General features: G+C 69.8%; 9 protein-coding genes and 1 tRNA gene. 6 read left to right on the forward strand and 4 right to left on the reverse strand.

Features of this window, described 5'->3' with window-relative positions; genetic code table 11:
- Positions 1 to 208 precede the first annotated feature (208 nt).
- Positions 209 to 1,276, forward strand: coding sequence for a serine hydrolase (locus OXN85_07830; GenBank protein MCY3599865.1), 1,068 nt, complete (start codon positions 209 to 211; stop codon positions 1,274 to 1,276).
- Position 1,277: 1 nt separating this feature from the next.
- Here OXN85_07830 and OXN85_07835 read toward each other — a convergent pair whose 3' ends face one another.
- Positions 1,278 to 2,609, reverse strand: coding sequence for an amidohydrolase (locus OXN85_07835; GenBank protein ID MCY3599866.1), 1,332 nt, complete (start codon positions 2,607 to 2,609; stop codon positions 1,278 to 1,280).
- Positions 2,610 to 2,659: 50 nt separating this feature from the next.
- Between OXN85_07835 and OXN85_07840 the strand changes: the two genes are divergently transcribed.
- A tRNA-Arg gene (locus tag OXN85_07840) sits at positions 2,660 to 2,733 on the forward strand.
- Positions 2,734 to 2,759: 26 nt separating this feature from the next.
- Here the strand turns inward: OXN85_07840 and OXN85_07845 are convergent.
- A complete protein-coding gene (locus tag OXN85_07845) occupies positions 2,760 to 5,240 on the reverse strand; it encodes a TonB-dependent receptor (GenBank protein ID MCY3599867.1) in 2,481 nt (826 codons plus the stop codon).
- A 136-nt stretch (positions 5,241 to 5,376) separates the two neighbouring features.
- Here OXN85_07845 and OXN85_07850 point away from each other — a divergent pair, with 136 nt between their 5' ends.
- The 3 genes from OXN85_07850 to OXN85_07860 are packed head-to-tail and all read left to right on the forward strand — an operon-like array spanning position 5,377 to position 8,540.
- The gene (locus tag OXN85_07850; protein MCY3599868.1) at positions 5,377 to 7,053 is read left to right on the forward strand and encodes a DUF885 family protein; all 1,677 of its coding nucleotides are present in this window, start codon (positions 5,377 to 5,379) and stop codon (positions 7,051 to 7,053) included.
- A gap of 39 nt (positions 7,054 to 7,092) precedes the next feature.
- On the forward strand, positions 7,093 to 7,794 hold the full coding sequence (locus OXN85_07855; GenBank protein ID MCY3599869.1) for an HAD hydrolase-like protein: 702 nt from the start codon (positions 7,093 to 7,095) through the stop codon (positions 7,792 to 7,794).
- Entirely contained in the window at positions 7,791 to 8,540 is a 750-nt protein-coding gene (locus OXN85_07860; GenBank protein MCY3599870.1) for a uracil-DNA glycosylase, read from the forward strand. The genes OXN85_07855 and OXN85_07860 overlap by 4 nt, the downstream gene beginning before the upstream one ends.
- Here OXN85_07860 and OXN85_07865 read toward each other — a convergent pair.
- Together OXN85_07865 and OXN85_07870 are read right to left on the reverse strand one after the other, a co-directional pair.
- A complete protein-coding gene (locus OXN85_07865) occupies positions 8,483 to 8,902 on the reverse strand; it encodes a type II toxin-antitoxin system VapC family toxin (protein ID MCY3599871.1) in 420 nt (139 codons plus the stop codon). The genes OXN85_07860 and OXN85_07865 overlap by 58 nt on opposite strands.
- Complete coding sequence (locus OXN85_07870) at positions 8,902 to 9,156, reverse strand: type II toxin-antitoxin system Phd/YefM family antitoxin (protein ID MCY3599872.1); 255 nt, start codon at positions 9,154 to 9,156, stop codon at positions 8,902 to 8,904. Before OXN85_07870 ends, OXN85_07865 begins: the two co-directional genes overlap by 1 nt.
- A 258-nt stretch (positions 9,157 to 9,414) precedes the next feature.
- Between OXN85_07870 and OXN85_07875 the strand changes: the two genes are divergently transcribed.
- On the forward strand, positions 9,415 to 11,411 hold a 1,997-nt coding region (locus tag OXN85_07875), incomplete at its 3' end, for a S9 family peptidase (GenBank protein MCY3599873.1).

An 11,411-nucleotide genomic window follows, 5' to 3' on the forward strand; every position in this document is an offset into this window, starting at 1 on the left:
TGGGGGTGCAGATTGTCAATCGGAATGACAATCTGCACCCCCGGATGCACGGTTAGGGAAGCTGATGGTTTCCCTCCGCCAAGGGGCGATTCTCCTCTCGCGAGCGATCCTTCTCTCGGGCGCGATCCTCCTATCGGGCTGCGCTACGAGTGCGGGGCCCGGCTGGCCAGGAGAGACGTGGCCCGTTTCCACGGCGGAGGCCGAGGGAGTGGACCCGGCCGCGATCGACTCGCTGATCGCCGACATCGACGCCGGACGCTACGGCCTCATCGACCAGTTTCTCCTCATCCGCAACGGGCGCGTGATCGCGGACCGCCGCTGGGACCACGGCGCGCGGTACGCCGAACTACTCACCGCGCAGGAGGACACGGCGGACCACCAGTACAACTACGATCACCCCTCGTGGCACCCGTACTACCGGAACACGGATCTGCACTCGCTCCAGTCCGTGACCAAGAGCGTGACCTCGGTCGCGTTCGGCATCGCCGTGGACGAGGGCCACATCCCGGGCGCGGAAGCGTCGGCGTGGCCCTGGTTCGAGGCGTACGGCGTCGATCTCGACCACCCTCGCCGCGCCGCCACGACGCTCGAGGACTTCCTCACCATGCGGAGCGGGATCGACTGGGCGGTCCCCGGCCAGACGTACGACGACGGTACCCACCCAACCGTCGTACTGGAGGCCAGCGACCGGTGGATCGACTACGTCGTCGCGCAACCCGTGGGGACGGACCCCGGCACCCGCTTCGACTACAACGACGGCGTGAGCGTCCTCTTGGGGAAAGTCGTGCGCGAGGCCACCGGACAGCGGCTCGACGCGTGGGCGGAGGAACGCCTCTTCCGCCCCATCGGGATCGACGAGTACTACTGGAAGATCGCCCCCGACGGCGAAGTCGACAGCGAGGGTGGCCTCTACCTCTCCACCCACGACCTCGCCCGCGTCGGCTACCTCATGCTCCGGGGCGGGGAATGGGACGGCCGGCAGGTCGTCTCCCGGCAATGGGTCGAAACCTCGACCTCACCCGTCGTCCCCGACGTGGCCCCCGACAACGACCGGCCAGACACGGGTTACGGGTACCAGTGGTGGGTACCGGTGCACGAGGATGGCGAAACGAAGGTATTCGCGGGGAACGGATACGGAGGCCAGTTCATCCACATCGTGCCCGAACATGACCTCATCTCCGTCTTCAACGGCTGGACGCTCCACCAGCAACCCGACCTCTTCAGTTGGACCGCGCTCCAGGACCGCATCCTCCCCGCAATCGTCCCTTCCCCCTGACTCAGGCGGGTTCGAGGCGAGCGGCGTGATGCTCGATTTCAGCGGCCAGTTGCCCCATATCGGCGAGGACGGCGGGCTCGTCGATCGTCTCCAGCGCGCGGTCCCGCATCACCCAGCGGCCATCGACCATCACTGAGCGGACGTCATCGCGGCCCACCGTGTAGACGAGATGTCCGTACACGTCGTACATCGGCGTCAGGTGCGGGCGGTCGAGGTCGATGAGGATGAGGTCGGCCCGGTAGCCTTCCGCGAGCCGTCCGACGCGGTTGCCCAGCCCCAGCGCCTCCGCCCCGACCGTCGTCACCATGCGGACGATTTCGTGGGCGGGCGTGATGACCGGATCCATGTGAACCCCCCGCTGCAACAGCCCCGCGAAGCGCATCGCGGTCCACATGTCGAGATCGTTCGAACTCACCGGCCCATCCGTGCCGAGGGCCACCGGGATGCCCTCCTCCAGCATGCGCGCGACGGGAGCGATGCCGGAACCCAGCTTGAGGTTGGAGAGCGGGTTGTGAAGGACCGCCGCCCCCGCGCGCCGAAGGCGCACGAAGTCGTCGTCGTCCAGGTGGACGCAGTGCGCAAGCACCGTGCGCGCGTCGAGGATGCCGAGTTCATCGAGGTGCGCGACCGGCGTATGCCCGAAGCGTTCGATGGTCTGCCGCACCTCGGTGGCCGTCTCGGAGCAGTGCGTGTGGAAGAGAGTCCCGGCACGGTCGGCGAGGTCGCGCGCCGCCCGCAGACCATCCGGCGACACCGTGAGCGCATTGTGCGGCTGCACGCAGGGAGTGATCAGCGGTTCCTCCGCGTAGCGCTCCAGCCAGCGCTCGCCGGTCGCGATCCTGTCCTCCACCGAGACGCCGTCGGGTCCGTCGAAGTCGAAGAAGATCGGCCCGGTGACGAGCCGGAAGCCGGCCCCGACCGCCGCGTCGGCCGCGGCCTCCGGGAACCAGAACATGTCGAGCGCGCACGTCGTCCCGCTCCGGACCATCTCCGCCAGCGAGAGCCGCGCCCCCAGTTCGACGCTCTCGCGGCTGACGAACGCGCGCTCGGAAATCCAGAGACGCTCCAGCCACGCCTCGAGCGGCAACTCCTCCACGAGACTCCGGAAGAGGGAATCGCCCAAGTGCGTATGCGCGTTCACCAGCCCCGGCATCAGGAGGCGGCCCGTCGCGTCGATGGTTTCCGCGGCGTCGCAGCCCTCGAGTTCCTCGCGGGTCCCGACGGCGACGATCTCGCCGTCCCGCACCGCGACGGCGCCCGCGCCGAGAATCCGTTCCCCGGCGTCCATCGTGACGACGAGAGGGCCGAGGATGAGCGTGTCTACAGGTTCCATGGGACGGCAATCTTGGCCGCCCTCCGGCCCGCCCGCTAGTTTCCCGGCACGGCCCCGTAGCTCAGGCGGATAGAGCGCGGGATTCCTAATCCCGAGGCCGCTGGTTCGAGTCCAGCCGGGGTCATTCTCGCTGCGGCCGCCCGGCCGCGTTCAGTTTCCGAGCAGGTTCACCCGCACGTACCAGAGGCGTCCCGCCACGCCGTAGGGGGACTCCGAGGGGTACTCCATCGTCCAGAGCTGCGCCACGGCGTCGTCCGGGAGCCGGTTCGGCAGGCGGTCGAGCAGGTTGTTGGCGCCGACGCCCACCCGGATGCGATCGCCCACCCGGAAGCTGACCTCCAGGTCGGCGATGGTCGCCGCGTTGATCGTGACGTTCTCCTCGAAGATGAACGGGGTCGTGACGGAGCCGATCCGGTTCAGGCCGAACCTCGCGCCGAAACCTCGTGCGAAGCGTACATCGGCGCTGACGCCGATCCGCTGTCCGGGTTGTGCGTCCTCGATGAGGGTCCGCTGGGTGTCTCCGATGAAGTCCTCGTTACGGTTCGCGGTGATCTTGGTGCTGTTCCGGTGCAGGCTGGCCGACAGGTCCGCGGCCCCCCAGTCCATGCCGCGGAAGCGCCAGGTCGCCGCCACGTCGAAGCCCTGCGTGCGCGTGTCGATCGCATTGGTCCAGAACGCCACCGCGTCCACCGGCCGACCCTGGAACTGCGCGCCGGGCCGCAGCCCGTGGCTCGGATCGAGGCTCCGGGTCAGGGCGATCGCGTCGCTGACTGCCACGCGGTAGTAGTCCGCCGTCACCAGCAGGCCGGCGTCCGTGGAGTAGACGAGTCCGCCCGTGAAGCTGAGCGACGTCTCGTGGTCCAGCGAGCAGGCCCCGAAGTCGGAGCAGGCGATCGGATCGCCCTCGGGCAGAAAGCCGGCGCTCACCAGGCCCTCGCTGCCGCCCACGAAGCCGATCGTGTTGAAGCCCCGCTGCGGGAGTCGCGGCGCCCGGAAGCCGGTGGAGACCGCGGCGCGGAGCGCGGCGCCCGTCTCGCCCAGCGCCACGCGGCCGGCCAGCTTTCCGGTCAGCGAGCTTCCGGCGTCGGTGTAGTGTTCGAAACGAAGCGCGCCGCCCAGCGTGCGTCCGCTCGGCGAGCGCAACTCCATGTCCGCGTACGCTCCGACGCTGTTGCGGTCCTGTTCGCTCAGCGAAGCCGAGGTCGTGCTGTAGCCCGGGTAGCCTTGGATCCCGCAGCTCGCGTAGACCGTCCCGTCGTTCTGGTGATGGGCCGCCGGAAAGCTGCCGGGCGTATCGCTCGGTCCGCACGCCCACGAGGCCCGGTCGCCGGCTTCCATCCAGTAGGAGTCTCGCCGGAACGCCCCGCCGACCGCCAGAAACGCCGGGGTCGAACCCACCTCGAGCTCCCGCGTCGCGTCGGCGTTCAGCGTCCACTGCCGCACGTTGAGTCCGCCGCTGAACGTGTTCCGGGGTCCGGCGTTGGCCGCGATGGAGGCGCCGTCGGCTCCGGGATTCCCCGCCAGGAACTCGGCCGCGTAGGACGGGTTGATCGAGTTCGCGGCGCCGAAGGCGAACCGGCCGTGCCCGAACCCGAGACTGAGATCTCCCGACCACTCGCCCACGTCGCCCCGCAGCCCCGCCACCGCGGACTTGTCCATGAGGTCCGACTCCTCGATGGGGAAGAAGCCATCCGGATAGACGTAGCTGACCGAGCGGGGCACCCAGTCCGCCTTGCGGTACAGGCCGTCCGAGACCGCTTCGCGCGCGGAGTATCCCCCGAAGGCGTACAACTCGGCCGATTCGCCGACCGGGATGGCGGCATTGGCCATGAAGCCCGCGCCCGTGTAATCGGGCTCGCCGTTACGCTGCAACTGGATGACCTTCCCGCCATCCGCACAGGGGCCGTAGGAGGGATCCGGACCGAAGCAGGTGGGGGCCGCGCCCGCCCGGTTCGTGACCTCCTGCCGCGCGACCTCCATCGTGATGTTGAAGAAGCCGTCGCCGAGCGGAACCCCGGCGTTGGCCGACGTGAACAGCCGCATCCCGTCACCGCGCGATGTGCGGCCGAGGAAGGTGGACGCGCTGACGCCGCTGGCGTCGTCCTTGAGCACGATGTTGATCACGCCGGCGATGGCATCGGAGCCGTACTGCGAAGCCGCACCCTCGCGCAGGACCTCGATCCGCTCGATGGCGTGGACCGGAATGGCGCGCAGGTCCGTCCCCGTCGTCCCTTGCCCGGACACCGCGAGCACCTTCGCGAAGGCGACGCCGTGCCGTCGCTTGCCGTTGACGAGGACGAGCACCTGGTCGCCGTTCATGCCGCGGAGCGTCGCCACATGGAGGGCCGCGCCGTCGCCGGCGGACAAACGCGTGGAGTTGAAGGACGGCGCGATGCGTCCGAGCACCTCACCGAGGTCGATCTCTCCGAGACGGGCGATTTCCTCGGCGCCGTAGATGTCCACGGGAACGGGAAGCGTAGCGGGATCCGCGACACCGGCCCGCGAGCCTACGACGACCTCGAGTTCCTGGACTACGACCACGGTGTCCGGCGGCTCCTGAGCCGCGGCCGGGCCGGTCGAAGCGAGGACTGCGACGGCCGCCGCGGCGAGGAACGAAGTTTGCGCTTTCATGGCCATTCTCCCCCGTCCAGGCACCTGCGGGACACGGCGCCTCGACACCCGCCGCAGGCTCACGGATTTCTGAGACACCACACCAAGTGTCATTATGTATCAAACGATCCGCGGGTTACACCCTCAGGGAGGCACCATGGCTCGCAGTCGACTCCGCCCCTCGTTCATCCTTGCGGGAATCGCGGTTCTCGCCGTCGCCTACCTTCTCATGCAGGTGGCGCCGGACCGGGCGGACCCGGCCGCGGCCGCGGGTCCGGACTCGCACGCGGACCTCGTCGCGTTGTTCGACGAGTGGCGGGCCTTCGAGCGCCCCGAGTTCGCGGATGGCGTGCCCGACTACTCGGCGGCGGCGATGGCGCGCCAGCAGCAGGAACTCCCGGGGTGGCAGGCGCGGCTGGGCAGCGGCGCCCCGGAGGGCTGGTCCGTGCCGGAGCAGATCGACTGGCACCTGGTCCGCGCCGAGATGAACGGGCTCGACTTCGATCACCGCGTGCGCCGCCCCTGGGCGCGCGACCCCGCCTTCTACGTGACGATCTTCGCGGCGGAGAGCGACGTGCCGGCCCACGAAGGGGCGGTCATCCACGGCTGGATCGACCTCTGGACGTACGACTATCCGCTTTCGGAGGCGGATGCCGCCGAACTCGCGGGCCGCATCGGCGCGACCCCGGCGCTCCTGGAGCAGGCGCGCGGGAACCTCGCGGACTCGAACGCGCGCGACCTGTGGCTGGCCGGACCCCGGGCCTTTCGGGGCCAGATACGGGATCTCGACAACCTTGCGGTGCGGGTGGCCGGGACGAGCGACGCGCTCGACGGGTCCATCTCCGAAGCGCGCGCCGCCTCGGAGGCGTTCATCGCGTGGCTGGAGGAGGAGGCGCCCTCGCGCACCGGACCCTCCGGGGTGGGGCGGGAGAACTACACGTGGTACATGCAGAACGTGCACCTCGTCCCGTATTCGTGGGAGGAACAGGTCACGATCATGCGGCGCGAACTCGCCCGCGCCCACGCTTCGATGCGGCTGGAGGAGAACCGCAACCGGCACCTCCCCGAACTCGAGCGGATCGCCTCGGCCGAGGAGTACGACCGGAGGCTGAACGAGTCCGTCGACCGCTACATGCGCTTCCTGGACGAGGAGGAGGTGGAGACGACGGAGGAGTGGATGGACCCCGCCCTCCGCGCCGTGAACGGGAGCTTCACGCCCGCCGAACCCGGAGAGATCCGGAACTTCTTCTCCGAGGTGAACTACCGCGACCCGGACTCCTTCCGGCCGCACATGCACCACTGGATCGAACTCGCGCGCATGCGAGTGGACCCGCACGCGAGTCCGATCCGGGCCACGCCGTCCCTCTACAACATCTTCGATTCCCGTTCGGAGGGGCTCGCCACGGGGGTGGAGGAGATGTTCATGCACCTCGGGCTGCTCGAGGGCTCGCCACGGTCGCGCGAACTCACCTGGATCATGCTGGCGCAGCGGGCGGCGCGGGCGCTGAGCGGCCTCTACCTGCACGGCGAGGTGTTCGACATGGAGGAGGCGGTGGCCCACGCCATGAAGTGGACGCCGCGGGGGTGGCTGCCGGACGGCGCCCTCGTGCGCGGCGAGCAGAGCCTCTACCTGCGGCAGCCCGGGTACGGGACGAGCTACGTGACCGGGAAGGTCCAGATCGAGGAACTGCTCTCCGAGTACGCCATCCAGGAGGGCGGGGAATTCAGCGTGAAGCGGTTCTTCGACGCCTTCTACGACGTCGGGGTCATCCCCATCGTCCTCACCCGCTGGGAGATGATCGGAGAGAAGGATCCCATCCTGGGGGCGAACTGACGCCGCCGATGGCGCGGGACGCCCCTTGAGGGCGCTCCGATGAAGGCGACCTGGATGCAGACGGCGCGGCGGCTCCTCCCGCGCCTCGCGAGCATGTCGCGCAGGATCCGGCCGACGTTCCACCTCGACTCGGTGAACGGCCTGAGCGCCCGGCGCCTGCGCGATCTGGGCGTCGAGGCCGTCCTGTGGGACGTGGATGGGACGCTGATGGCGCACCACGCGGGGCGGGTGGATCCGGCGCTCGCGGCCGCGTTCGAGGATCTGCTCCGGGCGCCGGGGCTGCGGCACGCGATCGTCTCCAACTGCCAGGAGGCGCGCTTCGCCGAGTTGGGGGAGATCTTCCCCGCGATCCCGGTCGTGCTCGGATACGAGACCGGGGCAGGGGCGGCCTTCCGCGTCCGCCGCGGACCGCGCGAGTCGTGGCGCGGCCCCGGCGCGGCGGCGGCTTCGTCCGCCGCCGACGGGACCCCCGGGGACCTGCGGCCGATCCGCAAGCCGAGCCGCCGGCTCGTGCGGGCCGCGCTCGCGGAGCTGGACGTCGCGGACCGTCCGGCGGCGGCGCTGATGGTGGGGGACCAGTACTTCACGGACATCGCGTCGGCGAACCTGGCCGGCGTCCGCTCCGCCAAGGTGCCCACGTTGCACCGGGCCAGCTTCCCGGCCCCGGTCCGCTGGTCGCAGCGCCTCGAAGCCGTGCTCTACCGGCTGATGTACGGCCTTCCGCGGCCGGACGGCGCTTGACGGACCCGGTTCTCGGCGCGATCGAGCGGGAAGTCACAGCCTGCAGGAAGTGTCCGCGGCTCGTCGAGTGGCGCGAACGGGTGGCGCGGGAACGCCGGGCCGCCTTCCGCGACGACACCTACTGGGGCCGTCCGGTGCCGGGCTTCGGCGATCCGGCCGCGCGTCTCCTCATCGTCGGACTCGCCCCGGCCGCGCACGGCGCCAACCGGACCGGGCGCATGTTCACCGGCGACCGGTCCGGCGACTGGCTCTACCGCGCCCTGCACCGCGCCGGGTTCGCCTCGCAGCCCGACTCGACCGCCCGGCACGACGGGCTGGTGCTCCGGGGCGCCTGGGTGACCGCCGCCGTGCGCTGCGCCCCGCCCGCAAACAAGCCCACCGCCGGGGAGCGCGAACGGTGCCGGGGCTACCTCGAGCGCGAACTCGACTTCTTCGCCACCGCGCCCGTCATCGTCGCCCTGGGCGGGTTCTCGTTCGCCGCGCTACTGAGAATCTTCCGGGAACGCGGGGAAGCCGTCCCGCGTCCCGCGCCCCGCTTCGGCCACGGCGTGGAGGTCGGGATCGGACGCCGCCTGCTGATCGGCTCCTACCACCCCAGCCAGCAGAACACCTTCACCGGCACCCTCACCGAACCCATGTTCGACGCCATCTGGACCCGCGCCGCCCAACTCGTCACGCCACGCCGACACTACTCCGACGGCAGCCGGGTGGATGGGTCGAGCACGGAGACGCCCGTCGGCTCGTAGTGGCGGACGTTGCGCGTCACCACGGTCAGACCGTGCTCGAGGGCGGTCGCCGCGATGAGCAGATCCGCCCCTTGATGACCGATCGAGGCCGACAACTGGCCCCAGCGCCGCGCCGTCGGAGCGTCTATGCCGAGGATGCGATCCCCGTACAGCCGGAGCACGCGGTCCAGCCAGGAGGCGAGCGCCTCGGCGAACGCCGCGTCGCGAGCGCGCTGCCGGGCGATGCCCCGCTCGATCTCGCCGATGGAGACCACGCTCAGATGTAGGTCCACGGTTCTCCGGCTGGAGAGCCAGTTCGCGATGGCCGGTGTGCGATCCGGCCGGCGGTGCGCGGACAGCACGTCCGTGTCCAGGAGGAACATCACAACTCCACAGGTCGCGGGGCCACCTCGAGTCGCTCCACGTCTTCGCCGCCGCCGGGCATCGAGAGCAGAAGTTCGGCGAAGGACGGGGCCGTCGCCCCCTCCAGCCGCCGAAGCCTCTCGTATTCCCCGACGGAGATCACGACAACGGCCGGTTTGCCGTGTCGCGTCACGCGCTGCGGCTCGCCCGCCACGGCGGCCGTGACCACGGCACTGAAGCGGTTCTTGGCGTCATGCAGCGGCCATTCGGTCATCGATCTGCTCCATGTTTGAATTATATGTCTAAATGTTATGTCTAGATTATATTTCTAGCCAGAAAACGGCGTCAAGATCACCGCTCCCGCTACGTCGTGGATCGCTCGACCCATCAATCACCTCTCAAGCAGCGAGGGACACCCTTGCCGAGCATGGCGGCTGTCCGCGCATGTTGGAGGGACGCGGACCCATGCAGTGCGCCGGGCGTCCGCCGCGGAGTCACCACGGAGTCACCGCAAGTCAGGAGAAAAGCACCCATGCCGAACACGCCCCGAGGGATCCCTGCCCTCCTCGCCTTGACCCTCGCCGCCACCCTTGCGTTTCTCCCGTCGAGGGCGGCCGCGCAGGAAAGACCCACGCTCGGGGCGGACGACTACGACCAGTGGGAGCGCCTGGGCCAGGCATCGCTTTCGCCTGACGGACTCTGGCTCGCCGTCGTCGTCCGTCGCGTGGACGAGACGTCGGAGCTTCAAGTCCACCGCACCGATTCCGATTCGGTCGTCGTCGTCGCGGAAGGCGCGCGGCCCGGGTTCGGCGCGGACGGAAGCTGGCTCGCGTACGCCATCGGCGTCTCCCCGGACGAGCGCGACCGGCTGCGTGAGAGGGGAGACCCCGTCCGCAACGGCGTCGGCCTCCTCAACCTGCGGACGGGAGAAGGGGAGGAGATCGAGGCGATCCAGTCGTTCTCCTTCTCCGATGACGGGCGATACCTGGCCCTCCGCCGCTACGGCTCCGACGAGAGCGAGAGCGACGGCGCCGACGTCCTGGTTCGGGACCTGACGCGCGACGAGTCGATGAGCTTCGGCAACGTTGCCGCATTCGCCTGGCAGGAGGAGGGGAGCCTGCTGGCCATGACCGTCGACGCCGAGGATCGGGTCGGCAACGGCGTCCGCCTCTACGATCCGGCGTCCGGTCGCATCCGCTCGCTCGACGCGGACGAGGCGACCTACCGGGAGCTGTCGTGGCGCGAGGATGCCCCCGATCTCGCCGTCCTCAAGACGTTCGAGGATGAACTGCACGAGGACACCGCCCATGTGGTTCTGGCGTGGCGCGATCTGGACTCCGACAGTCCGCGGTCGTTCGCGCTCGACCCGCGGGAACCCTCCGAACTGCCCGGAGGCACCCGGATCGTCGAACACCGCGCCCCCTCCTGGTCCGACGACGGCTCCACGATCTTCCTCGGCCTCCAGGAGCGGATCCCGGTCGAGACCGCCGCCGAAGACGCGGAAGAGGAGGGCTCAGAGGAGGGCTCAGAGGAGGGCGAACGGGAAGGCGACGGCGAGGGCGACGGCGACGGCGAGGACGGCGAAACCCCCGAAGAAGAAAACGGGGCCGCACGCGACGACGAGGAGAGCCCCGGCGTCGAGATCTGGCACTCCCTCGACGTCGATCCCGTCCCTCAGCAGCGCGTGCGCGAGGACCGGCTGCGGCAGGAACACGATCTCGGCGCCTGGAAGCTGGCCGACGGCGGTTTTCTCCTCCTGGGGGGCGACCACGCGGACCAGGTCGAGATCGCGGAGGGCGGGCGCCACGTGCTGGCCCGCGACGAGACGCCGTACGACGTCAACGCGATGTTCCGCCAGCAGTTCCACGACATCTACGCCGTCGACGCGCGAACGGGGCGCCGCGAACTGGTTCGCGAGCGGGTGACGATCGACATGGGATCGAGCCCCGGCGCACGCTACGCCGTCTGGTTCGAGGGCGCCGACTACTGGACGCACGACCTGGCCACCGGCGAGACCCGCAACGTGACGGAAGGCCTCGACGGGACGTTCGTGGACCTCGACCGGACGCCGACCCGCGAGCAGATGTCCCCGTTCGGCATCGCCGGCTGGCTGGAGGACGACGCGGCGCTGCTCGTGAACGACCGCTTCGACGTGTGGGAGGTGCACCCGGACGGGTCGGGCGGGAGGCGGCTCACGAAGGGGGCGGAAGACTCGATCCGGCACCGCGTGCTGCGGGTCGACCGCGAGGCCAACGCCTTCGCAGCGGATGAACCTCTCTACTACTCGACCTACGGCGAGTGGACCAAGCAGGCCGGCTTCTCGCGCAGCCGCCGCGGAGAGACGCCCGAGCCGCTGGTCTGGGCGGATGCCCGGTTCGCGGGTGGCCTGCTCAAGGCGGAGGATGCCGACGTGTACGCCTTCCGCCGCGAACGGTTCGACGACTCGCCCGACTACTTCGTGGCGGGACCGGACCTGGACGAAGCGCGGCAGGTCACGCGCACGAACCCCTTCCAGGAGGACTACGCCTG

Source organism: Candidatus Palauibacter australiensis, from assembly GCA_026705295.1.
Lineage (GTDB): Bacteria > Gemmatimonadota > Gemmatimonadetes > Palauibacterales > Palauibacteraceae > Palauibacter > Palauibacter australiensis.

Excerpts from the sequence above, each read along its gene's own strand:
- OXN85_07855 (MCY3599869.1), top strand. The coding sequence starts at position 7,093 with ATGAAGGCGACCTGGATGCAGACGGCGCGGCGGCTCCTCCCGCGCCTC.
- OXN85_07845 (MCY3599867.1), bottom strand. The coding sequence starts at position 5,240 with ATGAAAGCGCAAACTTCGTTCCTCGCCGCGGCGGCCGTCGCAGTCCTC.
- OXN85_07865 (MCY3599871.1), bottom strand. The coding sequence starts at position 8,902 with ATGTTCCTCCTGGACACGGACGTGCTGTCCGCGCACCGCCGGCCGGAT.
- OXN85_07835 (MCY3599866.1), bottom strand. The coding sequence starts at position 2,609 with ATGGAACCTGTAGACACGCTCATCCTCGGCCCTCTCGTCGTCACGATG.
- OXN85_07850 (MCY3599868.1), top strand. The coding sequence starts at position 5,377 with ATGGCTCGCAGTCGACTCCGCCCCTCGTTCATCCTTGCGGGAATCGCG.
- OXN85_07870 (MCY3599872.1), bottom strand. The coding sequence starts at position 9,156 with ATGACCGAATGGCCGCTGCATGACGCCAAGAACCGCTTCAGTGCCGTG.